Genomic DNA, 18,576 nt, shown 5'->3' on the forward strand with positions numbered 1-18,576 from the left:
GAGCGACTAAAACTTGACTCACAATTCAAGTTTTAGCAAGCCCTATGCCTGAGTATATTCCTGCGGTACTGCGCCATGTAATGAAAAACACGGCGCATAAGGCGACTGAATGATTCAGCTGCTTGGCGTTTCCGGGTCGCGCTTGCGCTTGTTGCCCATGCGCACGCCGATATCCATCAGGAACTGGAAGAAACCTTCCTGATCTTCCAGCACATTGCTCCAGAACGGCGAGTGATACAGCGCCACCGCGCCGTGCACCAGCGCCCAGGATGCGCAGTAGTGGAAGTACGGCGGCACGTCTTCGAGCTTGCCTTCGCTGATGCGGCCCTTGATGAGCAGCGTCAGGCGTTCGAAGTTCGAGGCACGGATCTTGTGCAGTTCCTCGACCATCTCCGGCACCTGATTGCCCTTGACCACTTTTTCTTCCAGGCGATCGAACAGACGATAGCGCTGCGGATCGCGCATGCGGAATTCAAAGTAGGCACGGGACAGCGCTTCCTTGTCCTTGTCGACATCGGCCGAATGCAACAGCTCGTTCAAGTCGCGCTCGTAATCGAGCATCAGGCGCAGATAGATCTCGGCCTTGGACTTGAAGTGCTTGTAGATCGTGCCTTTGCCGATACCCACGGCATCAGCAATCATCTCGACGGTGACACTGTCTTCACCTTGTTCGAGGAACAGCTTGAGCGCGGTATCGAGAATTTCTTGCTCGCGGCGACGAAACTCACGGACCTTACGAGGTTCTTTGTGCATAAGAAAAGGTCTGTAGGGGTCAAAATTCGAAGCCGCGTATTATGCCTAACCTGCGCAAAAATGCACGGATCATCCGACCATATCTGTGTTTCTTGTTCATTTCACGAACGTTTCGGGGGGAATGAGAACATAACCGAAGCGAACGTATTCCAAATTTGTTTAAAAACCCCGACCGGCCAACTGGACTGAACGCCAGACTGATCAATACTTGAACTGTCGGGCGACATCTCCCCCAAGTGTCGCGCCGGTAAAGGTACCAAGGGACCGCGTGCCTTTGTTTTACTCCTAATGGTCTTAACCCGGATTCACCCCCCAGAACCCGGGTTTTTTTTGCCTGCGATTCAGGCTTTTACATTCGCCAGCGGAAACAATCGCTTGAAGTTCTCGGTGGTTTGCTCGGCAAAACGCTCATAGTTCTCGCCGCGCAGCATCGCCAGAAACTCTGCCACTTCCCGCACGTATTGCGGCAGGTTCGGTTTGCCGCGATACGGGATCGGCGCCAGGTAAGGCGAATCGGTTTCCACCAAGAGGCGATCGGCCGGAACCTTGCTCGCCACATCGCGCAACGCATCGGCGTTGCGGAAGGTGACGATGCCCGACAGGGAAATGTAGTAACCCATGTCCAGCGCGGCCTTGGCCATGTCCCAATCTTCGGTGAAGCAATGCAGCACGCCGGCCTGGGGCAACGCGGCTTCGCGCAGCAGCTCGAGCGTGTCGGCGCGGGCGCCACGGGTGTGGATGATCACCGGTTTGCCGGTTTGCTGGGCGGCTTGCAGGTGCAGACGGAACGACTCCTGCTGCAATTCAGCGGCTTCCGGCTCGTAGTGGTAATCCAGACCGGTTTCGCCGATCGCTACCACTTTCGGGTGATTGAGCTCGTGCAGCAGCCAGTCCAGCGCCGGCGCCGCGCCCGGCTGCACATCCAAAGGATGCACGCCGACCGAACAATCGACATCCTCGTAACGCTCGGCCAGGGCTTTGACGTCGGCCGCGTTGTCGGCACTGACGCCGATGCACAGGAAATGCCCGACTCCGCGCAGACGGGCCGCATCCAGCGCGGCATCCAGGGAACCGTCGTGAGCGGCGAGGTCGAGGCGATCAAGGTGACAATGGGAATCTACGAGCATAAAAAGGACTGCAACTTACATCGTATGAGTGGGACGGTCGGACTTCAGGGCTCCGGCCAGATGAGTTTCAATGCGACTGCGCGCGGTGTTGTCGCCATCGTTGAATTGCACGCCGACGCCAGCTGCGCGGTTGCCCTGGGCGCCTTTGGGGGTGATCCAGGCCACTTTGCCGGCCACCGGAATCTTCTCCGCCTCGTCCATCAGGTTCAGCAGCATGAACACCTCGTCGCCCAACTTGTAGCTCTTGTTGGTCGGGATGAACAGGCCACCGTTCTTGATGAACGGCATGTATGCGGCGTAAAGGACCGACTTGTCCTTGATGGTCAGGGACAAGATGCCGTTGCGCGGCCCCGGGCTGACAGGTTCGTTCATGTTGACCTCCACTGCTGATGTTCAGAGTCTAGGTACACATTCTTATCTTTGGCCAGGCAAGCTCGCCCATTGCACCAGCAACGCTTCCAGCAACAACGCCGCATTGAGGTTGGCCTTGCTCAGGACTTTCTGGCGCTGGGCGAGGATCCAGTCCTGAATATCGAGCACTTTAGCCTGGGCACTTTTCTGCGCCAGATACTGCACGACTTTGCGCATGTCGGTCAGGCCGAGGCCCGCTTCATCCTGGGTCAATTGATAGCGCAGGATCAGGCTCGACCAGTCACAGAACCAGTCGAACAGCCGCAGCATCGGAATGTTTTTCCACTCCTCGGCCAGTTGCGTCGGCGATTGCTGCTGTTTGAGCAACTTCTTCACGCCTTCGACAACCTGCGCGCGCTGGTCACGCACGCCCTGCCCGTGCAACGTGACAGCGGCCAACGGCGAACCGGCGGCCAGGGTCAACAGTTCGACACGTTCGTCTTCGGAACATTCCGGCAATGCCTGAGCCAGCCATTGCAGGCTCATGGACTCGCTCGGCAGCGGACAGGCCTGCTGCACGCAGCGGCTCTTGATGGTTGGCAACAATCGGCTCGGCTGGTGGCTGACCAGCAACAGCACGGTATCGCCGGACGGTTCTTCAAGGCTTTTGAGCAAGGCGTTGGCGGCGTTGATGTTCATCGACTCGACCGGCTCGATCAGCACCACCTTGCGCCCGCCCAGCTGCGCGGTCTGCACCACGAAACTGACCAGATCGCGCACCTGGTCGACCTTGATCGCCTTGTCCGCCTCTTCCGGTTCAAGGATGTAATTGTCCGGGTGGCTGCCGGCATTGAGCAGCAGGCAGGATTTGCACTCGCCGCAGGCTTCAGGTGTCGGCCGCAGGCACAGCAGGCTGGCCATCAGCCGCTCGGCCAGCGCGCGTTTGCCGATCCCGGCCGGCCCGTGCAGCAGATAGGCGTGGGCGTGCTGAGCGCGACCGGCCAGTTGCTGCCAGAGGCTGTCCTGCCACGGATAGGCCTCAGCCACGGCTCAGCTCCAGCAGGTTCGGAATCAAGGTATCCAGCGATTGTTGAACCTTGGCCAACGGCTGACCGGCGTCAATCCGCACATACCGCGCAGGATCTGCCTCGGCGCGCTTGAGGAACGCATTGCGCACCGCCTCGAAAAACTCACGGCCTTCCAGCTCGAAACGGTCCAGACGACCACGGGCACTGGCGCGGGCCAGGCCGATTTCCACCGGCAGATCGAAAATCAGCGTCAGGTCGGGACGCAGGTCGCCCTGCACGAAAGTCTCCAGCGCCGCGATGCGCTCCAGCGACAAGCCGCGACCGCCGCCCTGATAGGCGTAAGTCGAATCGGTGAACCGATCACACAGCACCACCGCGCCACGGGCCAGCGCCGGGCGAATGACTTCAGCCAGATGCTGGGCACGGGCGGCGAACACCAGCAGCAGCTCGGTGTCCGGGTTCATCACTTCGTCGACCGGAGCCAGCAACACCTCGCGAATGCGCTCGGCCAGCGGCGTACCGCCGGGTTCGCGGGTCAGCACCACTTCGATACCGGCGGCGCGCAGGCGCTCGGCGAGGTATTCGCGGTTGGTGCTTTTGCCGGCGCCTTCCGGGCCTTCCAGGGTAATAAACAAGCCAGTCACAGGCAGTCCTTAATCAAAGTCATTGCGTGTTTTGGGGAGCGGAGGCTTCCGGTTCAGGCGCCGGTGCAGGTTCTTGAGCAGGCGGCTGCGGCAACGATTCCGGTGCGGTATCGGGGGAGGCGGCAGGAATCGCCTCCTCGCCTGCCGGAGAGGCCTCGGGCGCGGCCGCTGGCGCCGGGCTGGAGCGGTAATCCGCGCGCCGCTTGAGCTGGTACTCGCGCACCGCGTTGTTGTGCGCGTCCAGATCATCGGAGAACACGTGACTGCCATCGCCACGAGCAACGAAATAGAGGCTGGTGCCATCCACCGGGTTGAGTGCGGCGTGAATCGCTTCGCGTCCGACCATGGCGATCGGCGTCGGCGGCAGGCCGGGAATCATGTACGTGTTGTACGGCGTGGCTTCTTTGAGATGGGCACGGGTCAGCTTGCCGGTGTAGCGATCACCCAGGCCATAGATCACCGTCGGATCGGTCTGCAGCTGCATGCCCAACGCCATGCGACGCACGAAAACGCCGGCAATCTGCCCACGTTCCTGAGGCACGCCGGTTTCCTTCTCCACCAGTGACGCCATGATCAGCGCCTGATAGGGCTCGGTGTAAGGCACATCGGCGGATCGCTTTTCCCACTCCTTCGCCAGCACCTCGTCGAGGCGATCGAAGGCCTTTTTCAGCAGTTCGGCATCGGTCACACCGCGCACGAAGCGGTAGGTATCGGGGAAAAAGCGCCCTTCAGGGAACAGACCCTTGTGACCGATTTTGGCCATCACATCACTGTCGCTCAGGCCATTGAGGGTCTGTTCGATCTTTTCGTCTTTGGCCAGCGCGGCGCGCACTTGATGAAAGTTCCAGCCTTCGACCAGCGTCAGGCTGTACTGAACTACATCGCCGCGCTTCCACAGGTCGATCAGACCGTTGACGGTCATGCCCGGCTGCATGCGGTATTCACCGCTGTGAATCGGCGTGCCGGCGAGATTGAAACGCCAATAGACCCGCAGCCAGAACGCGTCCTTGATGACGCCATCGGCTTCGAGTCCAAGAAAAGTACGGGTCGGGGTGGATCCCTTGGGCACATCCAGCAGTTCTTCCTGCGTGATGTTCAGGGGCTGTTCCAGTGCCGAATGAATCTTCCAGGCGCTGGCGCCCAACAGCAGCCCTGCCAGAACCAGTCCGGTTTCCAGCAGCAGCAAAAGTTTACGTCTCACGAATCAGGCATCCAGTAGCGCGCGGGCAATGGTTTGCAGTTTACGGGTGAGCGGGCCAACCGGCCAGCTCAGAGCAGCACAGGCGCGTACCGGCCAGACGCCATACACGCTGTTGCAGACGAAGACCTCATCGGCCCATTGCAGCTGTTCGAGGGGGATGTCGGTGATCTGCACAGGAATGCCCAGGGACTCGGCCTGAAACAATATTTCTGCACGCATCACACCGGCCACGCCGCAGCGTTTCAGGTCCGCCGTGATCAACACACCGTCACGCACCATGAACAGATTGCTGAACACGCCTTCAATCACCCGACCGGCCTGATCGAGCATCAAACCTTCGGCATGTTCACTGTCCTGCCATTCGGCGCGGGCAATGACCTGTTCCAGTCGATTGAGGTGTTTGAGCCCGGCGAGCAACGGCTGCCTGGAAAGGCGCGTGCTGCACGGAAACAGGCGCACGCCCTGCTCGGCGTGGGTCGCTGGATAAACGGCGGGAGGATTGCCTTGCAAAATGCGTCGGCCCTGCGCCGTAGGGTCCGGCGCATAACCGCGCAATCCGTCACCACGAGTAAGGATGAGCTTGAGCACGCCCTCGCCCATCGCGGCGGCATAGGATTGCAGCTCATGGCGAACCCGCTCGATGTCGGCAGCAATGGCCAGACGCGCACAGCCTTCGGCCAGACGCGTCAGATGCCGATCCAGCAGCAACGGCTGACCACTTCGCACGGCGATGGTCTCGAACAGACCGTCGCCGTAAGCCAGGCCGCGATCTTTCAGCGACAGAGCGTCAGCCGGCAGACCGTCGACCCAGCAGTCCATCAGCCGGCGAACCGACGGAACGCCAACGTGCCGTTGGTGCCGCCAAACCCGAACGAGTTGGACAGCACGACATCGATATCCATGTTGCGCGCGGTGTGCGGCACGAAATCGAGGTCGCAGCCTTCGTCCGGCTCATCGAGGTTGATGGTTGGCGGCGCCACCTGGCTGTTGATCGCCAGCACGCTGAAGATCGCCTCGACCGCGCCCGCCGCACCCAGCAGGTGACCGGTCATGGACTTGGTGGAGCTGACCGCCAGCTTGTAGGCGTGATCACCGAACACCGACTTGATCGCGTTGGCTTCAGCGAGGTCGCCGGCCGGCGTCGAAGTGCCGTGGGCGTTGATGTATTGCACTTGATCAACGTTGATCTTCGCATCGCGCAACGCGTTGGTGATGCAGCGTGCAGCACCGGCGCCATCGGCGGGTGGCGAGGTCATGTGGAACGCGTCACCACTGGTGCCAAAACCGATCAGCTCGGCGTAGATGGTCGCGCCACGAGCCTTGGCGTGTTCGAGTTCTTCGAGCACCAGGGCACCGGCGCCGTCGGACAGCACGAAGCCGTCACGGCCCTTGTCCCACGGACGGCTGGCACGGGTCGGCTCGTCATTGCGAGTCGACAGTGCACGGGAAGCACCGAAGCCGCCCATGCCCAGACCGCACGCGGCCATCTCGGCACCGCCGGCAATCATCACGTCGGCTTCGTCGTACATGATGTTGCGCGCAGCCATGCCGATGCAGTGCGTACCGGTGGTACACGCTGTGGCGATGGCGTAGTTGGGCCCCTGTGCACCCAGGTGGATGGACAGGAAACCGGAAATCATATTGATGATCGAGCCAGGCACAAAGAACGGAGAAATCCGGCGCGGGCCAGTCTCGTGCAGGGTGCGGCTGGTTTCTTCGATGTTGGTCAGACCGCCGATACCCGAACCCATGGCCACGCCAATGCGTTCACGGTTGGCATCGGTGACTTCCAGACCGGCATTGCGTACGGCTTGAAAGCCGGCCGCCAGACCGTACTGAATGAACAGGTCGAGCTTGCGCGCTTCCTTGACCGACAGGTATTCCTCGACATTGAAGCCCTTTACCGAGCCGCCAAAGCGGGTGGAATAGGCAGAAAGGTCGGTGTGTTCGATCAGACCAATGCCACTGCGGCCAGCCAGAATGCCCTGCCAACTGCTCGGCACATCCGTGCCCAGTGGCGACAACATACCCATACCGGTGACTACGACGCGTCTACGCGACACAGCACTCTCCTTTTTCAAATGACGACTTTGCATCAGGCCTAAAGAAAAAACCGCACGCCATGATGGCAGTGCGGTTTTTCCATGACAGCAAGCAACGATTACAAACTATTACGCCTGGTGGCTAGTAACGTAGTCGACTGCAGCTTGTACAGTAGTGATCTTCTCAGCTTCTTCGTCAGGGATTTCGGTCTCGAATTCCTCTTCCAGAGCCATCACCAGCTCAACGGTGTCAAGGGAGTCGGCACCCAGGTCGTCAACGAAGGAAGATTCGTTCTTCACTTCTTCTTCTTTAACACCCAGTTGCTCGGCAACGATTTTCTTGACGCGCTCTTCGATGGTGCTCATACCTTGTTTTCACTCCTAATGGACAAATTCAGGCAGCTGGCCAGTGGGTAAGTGTATAGAAAGACTTTTCAGCTTTTCAACTGAAAGCTTCACTCCTCAAACCCTGGAGCCCTCTGCCTATAAATAGATTGCAGCTTTATAACGGATTTTAGACAGCTCGTATGACATTTTTTTGAAGCAATCCGTCACATTTGAATTACATGTACATCCCGCCGTTAACCGGGATTGTAGCCCCGGTCACGTATGCCGCACCGTCGGATGCAAGAAAAGCGACCACGGACGCGATCTCTTGAGCCTGTCCCAGACGGCCCAGCGGAATCTGCGTCTGCAAGGCTTCACGCTGTGCTTCAGGCAGTTCGCGGGTCATATCGGTGTCGATGAACCCTGGGGTTACCGAGTTGACCGTAATCGATCGCGAACCGACTTCACGCGCCATGGCACGGCTGAAACCTTCCAGACCGGCCTTGGCGGCTGCATAGTTTACTTGGCCAGCGTTGCCCATGGCACCCACCACCGAGCCAATACTGATAATTCGGCCCCAACGCGCCTTGGTCATGCCGCGCAGAACGCCTTTGGACAGGCGATACAGACTGTTCAGGTTGGTATCGATCACGTCGTACCACTCGTCGTCTTTCATACGCATCATCAGGTTATCGCGGGTGATGCCGGCATTGTTGACCAGAATCGCCACCGGCGCCCCGAACTGCTCCTGAATGTTCGCCAGCACTGCGCTGACCGATTCGTCACTGGTGACGTTCAGTTCGAAACCTGCGCCCTGAATGCCGTTTTCCTTCAGGGTCGCAGCAATGCGCTCGGCGCCCGAAGCGGAAGTCGCGGTGCCAACAACGATGGCACCCTGACGGCCCAGTTCCAGTGCGATAGCCTGGCCTATGCCACGGCTTGCGCCGGTGACCAGTGCAACTTTACCTTGCAGACTCATGCAAGCTTCTCCTGATTCAGACAGCCGCTGCACGAGCGGCAGCGAAAGCGTCTGGGGTATTGAGGTTGGAAGTCGAAACGCCCTCGGCGCAACGTTTGTTCAGACCGGCCAGCACCTTGCCAGGGCCGCACTCGACCAGATTGGTCGCGCCTTTGGCGGCCAAGGTCTGTACGGACTCGACCCAGCGAACCGGCTTGTAGAGCTGTTCGAGCAGATCACGCTTCAGGGTTTCCAGATCCGCCGGCACCTGAGCGCTGACGTTCTGTACCACAGGGATCTGCGGTGCCTGCCAGTCGATGGCAGCAATGGATTCCGCGAAGCGCTCGGCAGCCGGACGCATCAGTTCACAGTGCGACGGCACGCTGACCGGCAGCGGCATGGCACGCTTGGCGCCACGGGCCTTGCAACCTTCGATGGCGCGGTCTACTGCCGCCTTGGCACCGGCGATCACCACCTGGCCCGGGGAGTTGAAGTTCACCGCGCTGACCACTTCGCCTTGCGCCGCTTCAGCGCAGGCAGCGAGAACGTCGGCATCTTCCAGACCAAGGATGGCAGCCATGCCGCCCTGCCCCGCTGGAACAGCTTCCTGCATCAACTGGCCACGGCGCTCGACGAGCTTCACCGCGTCCGCCAGGCTCAGGCTGCCGGCGGCAACCAGCGCGCTGTATTCACCTAGGCTGTGACCGGCAACAAAGGCCGGACGCGCACCACCTTCCGCCAGCCACAGACGCCACAGGGCGATCGAGGCGGTCAGAATGGCCGGTTGGGTTTTGTCGGTTTGATTAAGCAGCTCTTCCGGGCCCTGCTGGGTCAGCGCCCACAGGTCGTAGCCCAGAGCATCGGATGCTTCTTTGAAAGTTTCGAGGATCAGTGGATATTGCGCGCCCAGCTCGGCCAGCATGCCGAGGGACTGCGAACCCTGTCCTGGAAAGACGAATGCGAGGGAAGCAGACATGTAACAAGCCCCTAATGATCTTGTCGTCGGAAAAATGGCATCCCGCTAGTGGGACGCAAGAAACTGACAGTTGGATGGCCCTTTGAACCGGGCGGTCACATTTAAGCATTGTCCGACGAAAACGCCTAAGACAACAAATCCTCCAGACGGCCGTGCAGGCGCTCGGGAAGATTCTCCTGAATCTCGATAAGCGCCCGCTGAATGGCACTCTGAAATCCCTGAACCCCGGCCGAACCGTGACTTTTAACGACAATACCCTGCAAACCGAGGAAGCTTGCGCCGTTATGTCGCGCCGGCGCCAGATCAGCCTGCAGACGTTTCATCAATGGCAGCGCCAGTGCACCGACGACGCGCGATGCCAGGTTTTTCTTGAACAACGCCTCGATGCGCGCAGCAATCATGGTCGCCAGGCCTTCGCTGGACTTGAGCAGGATATTGCCGACAAAACCGTCGCAAACCACCACATCCGCCTCGCCGCGATACAAACCGTCGCCCTCGATGAAACCGATGTAATTGACGCCCCGGGCAGCCTGCAGCAACGTCGCGGCCAGCTTGACTTGCTGATTGCCCTTGATGTCTTCGGTGCCGATATTCAGCAATGCGACTCGAGGGCGGGCAATGCCCAGCGTTTGCGCCGCCACGGACCCCATCACGGCGAACTGCAAAAGATGCTCGGCGCTGCAATCGACGTTGGCGCCCAGATCGAGCAGCTGACAGTAGCCCTTCTGAGTAGGGATCGCCGCGACCATGGCTGGACGGTCGATTCCGGGCAGGGTCTTGAGCACAAATCGCGACAGAGCCATCAACGCACCGGTATTGCCGGCGCTGACACAAGCCTGGACCTTGCCATCACGCAGCAACTCGAGGGCGACACGCATCGACGAGTCCGGCTTGCCACGCAGGGCCTGGGCAGGTTTTTCGTCCATGGTGATGACTTCGGACGCCGGAACAATCGTCAGGCGCGCGCGATCGGCAGCCGATTGGCCGGTGATCAATTCTTCAAGAAGGGAGGGTTGACCGACGAGGGTCAGGTGCAGCGAGGGCGTAGCAGAAAGGCAAGCAAGGCTGGCCTGAACAATGCTGCGGGGACCGAAGTCCCCGCCCATTGCGTCAATCGCGATGACTTGAGCGGACAAGTGATTACTCGTCAGCGCCCTTGTCGATCACTTTACGGCCACGGTATACGCCTTCTGGCGATACGTGGTGACGCAGGTGAACTTCACCAGTGGTTTTTTCTACAGACAGAGTGCTAGCCTCGAGAGCGTCGTGCGAACGGCGCATGTCACGGGCAGAGCGGGATTTTTTGTTCTGCTGAACAGCCATAATTGATTAACTCCTAAACGTTTGGGTCACGCTTTAACTGCGCCAATACACTGAACGGGTTGGACCGCGTTACCTCGTCCTCGCTCGGTTCGGGCTCATCTGCTCCCGCCGGCTGCTGGCATTCTTCCGGATGATGAGCAGGCACAATGGGCAAGGCGAGCAGAAGCTCCTCCTCGATCAGTGACTGCAGATCCAATGGATCTTCGCCCAGTTCCAGCACGTCATAACCTTTCGGTAACGACTGGGTATTCGCACCCTCCTTCACTACAGCGTAACTGCATTCGCTGTGGATCGGCAGGGTGACCAGCTCAAGACAACGCTGGCAAACCATCTTGACTTCGGTGTCGATAAAGCTGTGGATCACCACAGATTTACGTTCATCTCGTTCAAAAACGAATTTTGCCTGCACCGTACCGACATCGTCGGAAAGCGGGTCGCAGAGTCTCTTCAAATCGGCCAGCAGCAGTTCACCTTGAAGGGTGGTGCCACGGTCAGCCAATTTGCGCGGGTCAACGTGAGGTGGAATCGGGTCATTCAACATAGGCGCAGCATTATAGGGATGCACCCACCCATGTCAAAGGAAATTGTGCCCTGTCCGTCACTTGCGCGGCTCCGCTAGAATCTGTCGCCTGCCTCAGGAGATGCGAATGCTGCCTTTATTACTCGCTTCAAGCTCGACCTATCGTCGGGAATTGCTCAGCCGTCTGCACCTGCCGTTCGTCTGCAGCTCGCCGGATATCGATGAAAGCCGTCGCCCGGACGAGTCAGCCCTCGAACTGGTCAAGCGCCTCGCCGAACAAAAAGCCCGAGCCCTGGCCGCCAGCCACCCCACTCACCTGATCATCGGCTCCGACCAGGTTGCCGTACTCGGCGAGCGCATCATCGGCAAGCCCCACACCTTCGAAAACGCCCGCGAACAACTGATGGCCGCCAGCGGCGCCAGCGTGACCTTTCTCACCGGCCTTGCCCTGCTCAACAGCCAGACCGGCCACTGCCAGGTCGACTGCGTGCCTTTTACCGTGCATATGCGCGTACTGGATCAGGCCCGCGTCGAGCGCTATCTGCACGCCGAGCAACCCTACGACTGCGCCGGCAGCTTCAAAGCCGAAGGACTGGGCGTGAGCCTGTTTCAATCCACCGAAGGACCGGACGCAACCAGCCTGATCGGCCTGCCACTGATTCGCCTGATCGACATGCTGCTGGCCGAAGGCGTACAGATTCCCTGACCCACAAAAAAACCGGCTCTCAGGCCGGTTTTTCTTGCAGCATTCGATCAGCGTAACGACGGGCCGCTGAAACCCATCCACATTGCCAGTTTCTCGGCAACGCTGGCACCCAGCTTCTTCGAGAAGCGGTCGAACGGCGATTCCTGAACGGTGAAGTCCACCAGTTCCTTTTCGCCAATCACGTCGCGCGCCACCGAACTGGCATTACCCAGCCCATCGATCAACCCCAGCGGCAGCGCCTGTTCGCCAGACCAGACCAGCCCGGAGAACAACTCCGGATGATCCTTGTCTTTCAAGCGATCGCCACGCCCTTGCTTGACGCTGTTGATGAACTGCTTGTGCGTGGTATCCAGCACGCTCTGCCAGAACGCCGTTTCTTCCGGCTTCTGCGGCTGGAACGGGTCGAGGAACGCCTTGTGTTCGCCGGAGGTATAGGTGCGACGCTCGACGCCAAGCTTCTCCATGGTGCCGACAAACCCATAACCGGCCGCCGTCACGCCAATGGAACCCACCAGACTGGCCTTGTCGGCATAGATCTGATCCGCCGCGCTGGCGATGTAATAGGCACCGGAAGCGCCCAGGTCGGAAATCACCGCGTACAGCTTGGTATCCGGATGCAGACCGCGCAGGCGCTTGATCTCGTCATACACATAACCCGACTGCACCGGACTTCCGCCCGGACTGTTGATGCGCAGGATCACGCCCTTGACCTTCTTGTCCTCGAACGCCGCGCGCAGACTACCGACAATATTGTCGGCGCTGGCAGGCTCTTTATCGGCAATCATGCCGGTGACGTCGATCAGTGCGGTGTAGTTCGGACCGCGAGTGGCGCTTTTTTCCATGTCCATCAACGGCGTGAACAGAATCAACGCAACAAACAGATAAACAAAGGTCAGCAACTTGAAGAAGATGCCCCAGCGCCGCGACCGACGCTGCTCCTGCACGCCAGCCAGCAGTGTCTTCTCCAGCAGCTTCCAGCTTTTCGCATCACCGTCGTCGGCAGTTGCCTTGGCCGGTGCTTTCCATTCGTCGGTCATGCCATCCACCCCAGCAAAAACGTATTAGGCCTGCTTCTCCAGCCAAGCGTGCAATTCGGAAAAATGGTCGATCGACAGTCGCGGCGCAAACTGCTGCAGCGATTCGATCGATTGCGCGCCATAACTGACCGCCACCGAATCCATCCCCGCATTGCGCGCCATCAACAGATCGAAGGACGAATCGCCGACCATCAGCGCCTGCCCGGCACGCACACCGCAATGCGCAAGGATCTGCTCCAGCATCAGAGGGTGCGGCTTGCTCGCAGTTTCATCGGCAGCGCGGGTGATATCGAAATAATCTTCCCAACCATTGGCCTTGAGTACCCGATCCAGCCCGCGACGGTTCTTGCCAGTCGCGACAGCCAGGTGATAGCCCTGCTCGCGAAACGACGCCATCGACTCGACTACACCTTCGAACAACGGCGAAGGCACGGCTTCTGCAGCGATGTAGTGATCGGCGTAATACTCGCGGAACAAGGTCATTTCCGCATCGCTGATTTCCGGATACAAGGTACGAATCGCCTCGGGCAAACCCAGACCGATGATGCCTTTGACGGCAAGGTCATCACGCAACTCGAAACCTGAACGCCCGGACGCCGAGTGCATTGCCTCGACAATCCGATGAATGGAATCGGCCAGCGTGCCGTCCCAATCGAAAATCAGCAGTTTGTAATCAGATGGGCGCACTCAATCGCTCCACAGTCTTGGCCCACATTTCATCGACCGGGGCCTGCAACTTGAGTTCACCACCATCGGGCAGCGGCACGGTCAGCATGTAAGCGTGCAGGAACAGGCGCTTGCCGCCCAGATCACGGATTTCCTTACTGAAACTGTCATCGCCGTATTTGGTGTCACCGGCAATGCAGTGCCCGGCGTGCAACGTGTGGACGCGGATCTGGTGCGTGCGGCCAGTAATCGGCTTGGCTTCGATCAAAGTGGCAAAATCGCCAAAGCGACGCAGGACCTTGAACACGGTCACAGACTCCTTGCCCTCCTCCTCATCGACCTCGACCATGCGCTCCCCGGAGCGCAGATTGCTCTTGCCGAGCGCGGCCCGGACTTGCTTGATCGAGGTCGCCCAGTTGCCGCGAACCAGTGCCATGTAGCGCTTGTCGACACCGTCACCGCGCAACGCGGCATGCAAGTGGCGCAACATGCTGCGCTTTTTGGCGATCATCAGCAGGCCGGAGGTGTCGCGATCGAGACGGTGAACCAGCTCGAGCTCCTTGGCATCGGGGCGCAACTGACGAAAGGCTTCGATAACGCCGTAATTCAGGCCGCTGCCACCGTGAACCGCAATGCCGGCGGGCTTGTTGATCACGATCAGAGCCTTGTCTTCGTAGACAATCGAGGCTTCCAGGCGCTGCAGCAGGCCTTGAGCCAAAGGCACCGGTTCGTCACGCTCAGGCACGCGAACCGGCGGCACGCGCACGATATCGCCGGCCTGCAGCTTGTATTCGGGCTTGATCCGACCTTTGTTCACCCGCACTTCGCCTTTGCGCAAAATGCGATAAATCAAGGTCTTGGGCACGCCTTTGAGCCTGGCGAGGAGAAAATTGTCGATTCGTTGGCCGGCATATTCCGGCGAGACCTCAAGCAGTTGAACGCCTGGAGTCGTAGGGGCAGTAGTCGTCATGGCGCGGATAATAACAATTTTTTATGGAATTGAAGCACTTAATCATTGCTGCTATAGTCGCGAACGCCGCCAAAAGCGGCCTGGACAGCGGAACCACGGTCAAAAACCGGCCCTGACCAACGCAATTCACCAGGACGCGAGGCCGTCCTACGGGGCTTTTGCTACGTAACGGTGGAGTTTGCAGCTGTAACAAGCGCAGGTGACATGAGGCCTGAATCACGCCGCAAAGCAGAGTTTTCACTCGCCACGCGAGCCATATTCACGGCCAGTTCACAAAGTGCAGTCAGCCGCGGATGACCCCGAGCGAAGGCTCCGGAAACACCGCCTGAATTAGCCATGATGCGTGACCTCCCCTTTCGGAGCTCACGGTAAATGCCAACCCGCTGCGGATTCTGCGCGCGGCAGCACCCGAATTATCAGGGATACGTGTAGGGTGGAGATGCACAACCGCTGGACTGTGTAGCAACAGGCTTTATCAAGACGCTTCATCTCGTCCACAGCCACCGGTTGATTCCTCCTCCTGACTGAGTGCTTAAGTAGCCACAGCAAGCAGGACGCGTACGTCGCGATAACGGCCCAATTGGCCGGACATCGCTGGACACGGGAATGGCCAACCACTCCCGACGCACCTGACACCGACCGTGAGAAGTCGTGTGTGCCGAACGCCGTTTCCGGCAGCCCGGAAACCGACGGTACTACATGAAAAGAATGCTGATTAACGCAACTCAACCCGAAGAGTTGCGTGTTGCACTGGTAGATGGCCAGCGCCTCTACGACCTGGACATCGAATCCGGTGCACGCGAGCAGAAAAAGGCCAACATCTATAAGGGCCGCATCACTCGCATCGAACCAAGCCTTGAGGCTGCCTTTGTCGATTTCGGCTCCGAGCGCCACGGCTTCCTGCCCCTCAAAGAAATCTCCCGCGAATACTTCAAGAAAGCCCCTGAAGGCCGCGTCAACATCAAGGACGTCCTGAGCGAAGGCCAGGAAGTCATCGTCCAGGTCGAAAAAGAAGAACGTGGCAACAAGGGCGCAGCCCTGACCACCTTCATCAGCCTGGCCGGTCGTTACCTCGTTCTGATGCCGAACAACCCGCGTGCCGGCGGCATCTCCCGCCGCATCGAAGGCGAAGAGCGCAACGAACTGCGTGAAGCCCTGAACGGTCTGGTCGCTCCAGCCGACATGGGCCTGATCGTGCGCACTGCTGGCCTTGGCCGCAGCAGCGAAGAAATGCAGTGGGACCTCGATTACCTGCTGCAACTCTGGACCGCCATCAAGGAAGCCTCGCTGGATCGTTCCGCGCCGTTCCTGATCTACCAAGAAAGCAACGTCATCATCCGCGCCATCCGCGACTACCTGCGCCAGGACATCGGCGAAGTGCTGATCGACAGCGTTGAAGCCCAGGACGAAGCCCTGACCTTCATCCGCCAGGTGATGCCGCAGTACGCCAGCAAGATCAAGCTGTACGAAGACAGCGTTCCGCTGTTCAACCGCTTCCAGATCGAAAGCCAGATCGAGACCGCTTTCCAGCGCGTCGTCGAACTGCCGTCCGGCGGCTCCATCGTCATCGATCCGACCGAAGCCCTGGTGTCCATCGACATCAACTCGGCACGCGCCACCAAAGGCAGCGACATCGAAGAAACCGCCCTGCAGACCAACCTTGAAGCGGCCGAAGAAATCGCCCGTCAGTTGCGCCTGCGCGACATCGGCGGCCTGATCGTCATCGACTTCATCGACATGACCCCTGCCAAGAACCAGCGCGCCGTGGAAGAGAAAGTCCGCGAATGCCTGGAAGCCGACCGCGCCCGTGTGCAGATCGGCCGCATCTCGCGCTTCGGCCTGCTGGAAATGTCCCGTCAGCGCCTGCGTCCTTCGCTGGGCGAAAGCAGCGGCATCGTCTGCCCGCGCTGCAGCGGCACCGGCATCATCCGTGACGTCGAATCGCTCTCTCTGGCGATCCTGCGCCTGATCGAAGAAGAAGCCCTGAAAGACCGCACCGCCGAAGTTCGCGCTCAAGTGCCGATCCCGGTAGCCGCGTTCCTGCTCAACGAAAAACGCAACTCGATCACCAAGATCGAATTGCGCACCCGCGCCCGCATCGTCATCCTGCCGAACGATCACCTCGAAACCCCGCATTTCGAAGTTCAGCGCCTGCGTGACGACAGCCCGGAAGCCGCGACCAACCAGTCCAGCTACGAAATCGCTGCCGCTGCCGCCGATGTCGAAGACGTCCAGCCAGCCGCCGCGACCCGCACCCTGGTTCGCCAGGAAGCCGCGGTCAAGACCGCTCCGGCCCGCGCCAACGCTCCGGTTCCGACCGAAGTCGCCGCGCCGGCCCCGGCACCTGCTCCGGTTGCCGCGCCAGAACCAAGCCTGTTCAAAGGCCTGGTGAAGTCGCTGGTCAGCCTGTTCGCCACCAAGGAAGAGCCTGTTGCGCCGGTTGTGGTTGAAAAACCTGCCACCGAGCGTCCGGCCCGCAACGAAGAGCGTCGCAACGGTCGTCAGCAGAGCCGCAACCGTAACGGTCGCCGCGATGAAGAACGCAAGCCGCGCGAGGAACGTGCACCGCGTGAAGAACGCGCCCCACGTGAGCCGCGTGAAGAGCGTCAACCACGCGAAGTCCGCGAGCCACGCGAATCCCGTGACGAAGCACCGACAGCCCGCGCAGAACGCGCACCGCGCGCGCCTCGTGAAGAACGTGCACCACGTGCCCCGCGTGAAGATCGCAAGCCACGTGGCGAGCGTGAAGAACGCGTACGCGAACTGCGCGAGCCTCTGGATGCCGCTCCCGCCGTTGCTGCCGCCGCCACCGCTGAAGAGCGTCCGGCCCGTCAGCCGCGTGAAGAACGTGCGCCACGTCCTGCGCGTGAAGAGCGTCAGCCGCGCGCCGAACAGGCCGCTGCCGCTGCCGCCGAAGAAGAAACCAACATTAACGAAGAGCAACTGCCGGAAGACGGTTCGGAGAACGCTGAAGGCGATCGTCCACGCCGCCGCTCCCGTGGTCAGCGTCGTCGCAGCAACCGTCGCGAACGTCAGCGTGATGCCAATGGCAACGTGATCGAAGGTTCGGAAGAATCCGAGTCCGGCGAAAACGCTCAAGCGCCAAGCACTGCCGATCTGGCCGCTGGTCTGGCTGTTACCGCTGCTGTTGCCAGCACCGTGATCAGCGCTCCGGCTGAAGCTCAGGCCCATGAACAAGCTGAACGCGCCACCGCTGCCACTCTGGAAACTGCTCCAGCAGAAGCGCCGGTCGTTGAAGCAACCACTCCGGTAGAAGTAGTTGCCGCTCCGGAAGTCGAAGTGGCTCCGGCTCGCGAAGCTCAGCCCCTGGTTGAAGCGGCCGCTGAACCAGCGGTGACCTTCGAAGCACCAGCCGCAGTCGAAGAGTCGGTTGTCGAGACCGTCGCTGAAACCGTGACTGAAACCGTGCGTGAAGTTCGCGAAGAGCAGACCACTTTCAACTGGGTTGCCGAGCCGGCTGTCGCTGAAACACCAGCGCCAGTGGTCCAAGCGCCTGTTGTTGAAGAAGCCAAGGCTGTCGAGCCAGCAGTGGTTGCCGAACCGGCACCGGTCGTTGAAGCCCCAGCGGTTGAAGCGCCAGTGGTCGCCGAAGCACCTGCCCCGGTAGTTGAAGCGGCTCCACTTGTCGCCCCGGTCAGCGCCCTGACCCCAAGCGGCCGCGCACCTAACGACCCGCGTGAAGTGCGTCGTCGCAAGCGTGAAGAAGAGCGTCTGCAGAAGGAAGCGGAACTGGCTGCCGCTGCCGCCGCTGCTCCAACTGCCGAAGTGATCGAGGCAGCGCCTGCCCCGGTCGCTGAAGAAGTTGCCGTTGAAGCCGTGATTGCCGAAGCTCCACGCTCCGTTCAGGAAGCGGTCGAGCAACACGAAGAGGCCCAGGAAAAAGAACACGAGCCTAAACCCCTCGTCTGATTCCAAACGCCACTAAC

The 18,576-nt window shown here is 60.1% G+C and carries 19 protein-coding genes; 2 read left to right on the forward strand and 17 right to left on the reverse strand.

The window, feature by feature from the left end:
- Nucleotides 1-114: 114 nt before the first annotated feature.
- From MKZ87_RS18410 to MKZ87_RS18475, 14 genes are all read right to left on the reverse strand, one after another.
- Nucleotides 115-753, reverse strand: a complete 639-nt coding sequence (locus MKZ87_RS18410; RefSeq protein WP_007950805.1) for a TetR/AcrR family transcriptional regulator — start codon at nucleotides 751-753, stop codon at nucleotides 115-117.
- A 341-nt stretch (nucleotides 754-1,094) separates the two neighbouring features.
- Nucleotides 1,095-1,880: a TatD family hydrolase gene (locus MKZ87_RS18415; protein ID WP_085704732.1), complete on the reverse strand. Its 786-nt coding sequence runs from the start codon at nucleotides 1,878-1,880 to the stop codon at nucleotides 1,095-1,097.
- Between the two features lie 15 nt (nucleotides 1,881-1,895).
- Nucleotides 1,896-2,252, reverse strand: coding sequence for a PilZ domain-containing protein (locus MKZ87_RS18420; protein ID WP_007950801.1), 357 nt, complete (start codon nucleotides 2,250-2,252; stop codon nucleotides 1,896-1,898).
- A gap of 42 nt (nucleotides 2,253-2,294) precedes the next feature.
- Complete coding sequence (locus MKZ87_RS18425; protein ID WP_085704736.1) at nucleotides 2,295-3,278, reverse strand: DNA polymerase III subunit delta'; 984 nt, start codon at nucleotides 3,276-3,278, stop codon at nucleotides 2,295-2,297.
- A complete protein-coding gene (gene tmk, locus MKZ87_RS18430; protein ID WP_085696988.1) occupies nucleotides 3,271-3,903 on the reverse strand; it encodes a dTMP kinase in 633 nt (210 codons plus the stop codon). Before tmk ends, MKZ87_RS18425 begins: the two co-directional genes overlap by 8 nt.
- Before the next feature lie 19 nt (nucleotides 3,904-3,922).
- Entirely contained in the window at nucleotides 3,923-5,104 is a 1,182-nt protein-coding gene (mltG, locus tag MKZ87_RS18435) for an endolytic transglycosylase MltG (protein WP_266201529.1), read from the reverse strand.
- 3 nt (nucleotides 5,105-5,107) lie between these two features.
- Nucleotides 5,108-5,923 carry an aminodeoxychorismate lyase gene (pabC, locus tag MKZ87_RS18440; RefSeq protein ID WP_085696990.1) on the reverse strand — a complete coding sequence of 272 codons (816 nt, stop codon included), beginning with the start codon at nucleotides 5,921-5,923 and terminating at the stop codon, nucleotides 5,108-5,110.
- Complete coding sequence (gene fabF / locus MKZ87_RS18445; protein WP_007908259.1) at nucleotides 5,923-7,167, reverse strand: beta-ketoacyl-ACP synthase II; 1,245 nt, start codon at nucleotides 7,165-7,167, stop codon at nucleotides 5,923-5,925. Before fabF ends, pabC begins: the two co-directional genes overlap by 1 nt.
- Nucleotides 7,168-7,275: 108 nt before the next feature.
- A complete protein-coding gene (gene acpP / locus MKZ87_RS18450) occupies nucleotides 7,276-7,512 on the reverse strand; it encodes an acyl carrier protein (protein ID WP_085696991.1) in 237 nt (78 codons plus the stop codon).
- 196 nt (nucleotides 7,513-7,708) lie between these two features.
- Complete coding sequence (gene fabG, locus MKZ87_RS18455; RefSeq protein WP_085696992.1) at nucleotides 7,709-8,452, reverse strand: 3-oxoacyl-ACP reductase FabG; 744 nt, start codon at nucleotides 8,450-8,452, stop codon at nucleotides 7,709-7,711.
- Nucleotides 8,453-8,468: 16 nt separating this feature from the next.
- Complete coding sequence (gene fabD, locus MKZ87_RS18460; RefSeq protein WP_085704740.1) at nucleotides 8,469-9,407, reverse strand: ACP S-malonyltransferase; 939 nt, start codon at nucleotides 9,405-9,407, stop codon at nucleotides 8,469-8,471.
- A 125-nt stretch (nucleotides 9,408-9,532) separates the two neighbouring features.
- Nucleotides 9,533-10,543: a phosphate acyltransferase PlsX gene (gene plsX / locus MKZ87_RS18465; RefSeq protein WP_085704742.1), complete on the reverse strand. Its 1,011-nt coding sequence runs from the start codon at nucleotides 10,541-10,543 to the stop codon at nucleotides 9,533-9,535.
- Between the two features lie 4 nt (nucleotides 10,544-10,547).
- On the reverse strand, nucleotides 10,548-10,730 hold the full coding sequence (rpmF, locus tag MKZ87_RS18470) for a 50S ribosomal protein L32 (RefSeq protein ID WP_003179396.1): 183 nt from the start codon (nucleotides 10,728-10,730) through the stop codon (nucleotides 10,548-10,550).
- Nucleotides 10,731-10,743: 13 nt separating this feature from the next.
- Nucleotides 10,744-11,271 carry a YceD family protein gene (locus MKZ87_RS18475; RefSeq protein ID WP_003204262.1) on the reverse strand — a complete coding sequence of 176 codons (528 nt, stop codon included), beginning with the start codon at nucleotides 11,269-11,271 and terminating at the stop codon, nucleotides 10,744-10,746.
- A 106-nt stretch (nucleotides 11,272-11,377) separates the two neighbouring features.
- Here MKZ87_RS18475 and MKZ87_RS18480 point away from each other — a divergent pair, with 106 nt between their 5' ends.
- The gene (locus MKZ87_RS18480; protein WP_085704744.1) at nucleotides 11,378-11,956 is read left to right on the forward strand and encodes a Maf family protein; all 579 of its coding nucleotides are present in this window, start codon (nucleotides 11,378-11,380) and stop codon (nucleotides 11,954-11,956) included.
- Nucleotides 11,957-12,003: 47 nt separating this feature from the next.
- On the opposite strand, the gene sppA is transcribed toward MKZ87_RS18480, so the two are convergent.
- Genes sppA through rluC form a run of 3 tightly spaced genes read right to left on the reverse strand, consistent with a single transcriptional unit; the run spans nucleotide 12,004 to nucleotide 14,629 of the window.
- Nucleotides 12,004-12,993 (reverse strand): signal peptide peptidase SppA, encoded by a 990-nt coding sequence (gene sppA / locus MKZ87_RS18485; RefSeq protein WP_085697230.1) that lies wholly within the window; start codon nucleotides 12,991-12,993, stop codon nucleotides 12,004-12,006.
- 24 nt (nucleotides 12,994-13,017) lie between these two features.
- Nucleotides 13,018-13,680: an HAD-IA family hydrolase gene (locus MKZ87_RS18490; RefSeq protein WP_085696996.1), complete on the reverse strand. Its 663-nt coding sequence runs from the start codon at nucleotides 13,678-13,680 to the stop codon at nucleotides 13,018-13,020.
- Nucleotides 13,667-14,629 carry a 23S rRNA pseudouridine(955/2504/2580) synthase RluC gene (rluC, locus tag MKZ87_RS18495; RefSeq protein ID WP_085696997.1) on the reverse strand — a complete coding sequence of 321 codons (963 nt, stop codon included), beginning with the start codon at nucleotides 14,627-14,629 and terminating at the stop codon, nucleotides 13,667-13,669. Before rluC ends, MKZ87_RS18490 begins: the two co-directional genes overlap by 14 nt.
- A gap of 699 nt (nucleotides 14,630-15,328) precedes the next feature.
- On the opposite strand from rluC, the gene rne reads away from it, so the two are divergent.
- On the forward strand, nucleotides 15,329-18,559 hold the full coding sequence (gene rne / locus MKZ87_RS18500; RefSeq protein WP_266201537.1) for a ribonuclease E: 3,231 nt from the start codon (nucleotides 15,329-15,331) through the stop codon (nucleotides 18,557-18,559).
- Nucleotides 18,560-18,576 lie beyond the last annotated feature (17 nt).

The sequence above is a fragment of the Pseudomonas sp. MCal1 genome (assembly GCF_026341415.1).
Classification (GTDB): Bacteria; Pseudomonadota; Gammaproteobacteria; order Pseudomonadales; family Pseudomonadaceae; genus Aquipseudomonas.

Excerpts from the sequence above, each read along its gene's own strand:
- MKZ87_RS18480 (WP_085704744.1), top strand. The coding sequence starts at position 11,378 with ATGCTGCCTTTATTACTCGCTTCAAGCTCGACCTATCGTCGGGAATTG.
- MKZ87_RS18420 (WP_007950801.1), bottom strand. The coding sequence starts at position 2,252 with ATGAACGAACCTGTCAGCCCGGGGCCGCGCAACGGCATCTTGTCCCTG.
- rluC (WP_085696997.1), bottom strand. The coding sequence starts at position 14,629 with ATGACGACTACTGCCCCTACGACTCCAGGCGTTCAACTGCTTGAGGTC.
- sppA (WP_085697230.1), bottom strand. The coding sequence starts at position 12,993 with ATGACCGACGAATGGAAAGCACCGGCCAAGGCAACTGCCGACGACGGT.
- rpmF (WP_003179396.1), bottom strand. The coding sequence starts at position 10,730 with ATGGCTGTTCAGCAGAACAAAAAATCCCGCTCTGCCCGTGACATGCGC.
- MKZ87_RS18410 (WP_007950805.1), bottom strand. The coding sequence starts at position 753 with ATGCACAAAGAACCTCGTAAGGTCCGTGAGTTTCGTCGCCGCGAGCAA.
- pabC (WP_085696990.1), bottom strand. The coding sequence starts at position 5,923 with ATGGACTGCTGGGTCGACGGTCTGCCGGCTGACGCTCTGTCGCTGAAA.
- fabG (WP_085696992.1), bottom strand. The coding sequence starts at position 8,452 with ATGAGTCTGCAAGGTAAAGTTGCACTGGTCACCGGCGCAAGCCGTGGC.
- MKZ87_RS18415 (WP_085704732.1), bottom strand. The coding sequence starts at position 1,880 with ATGCTCGTAGATTCCCATTGTCACCTTGATCGCCTCGACCTCGCCGCT.
- rne (WP_266201537.1), top strand. The coding sequence starts at position 15,329 with ATGAAAAGAATGCTGATTAACGCAACTCAACCCGAAGAGTTGCGTGTT.
- acpP (WP_085696991.1), bottom strand. The coding sequence starts at position 7,512 with ATGAGCACCATCGAAGAGCGCGTCAAGAAAATCGTTGCCGAGCAACTG.
- fabD (WP_085704740.1), bottom strand. The coding sequence starts at position 9,407 with ATGTCTGCTTCCCTCGCATTCGTCTTTCCAGGACAGGGTTCGCAGTCC.
- MKZ87_RS18475 (WP_003204262.1), bottom strand. The coding sequence starts at position 11,271 with ATGTTGAATGACCCGATTCCACCTCACGTTGACCCGCGCAAATTGGCT.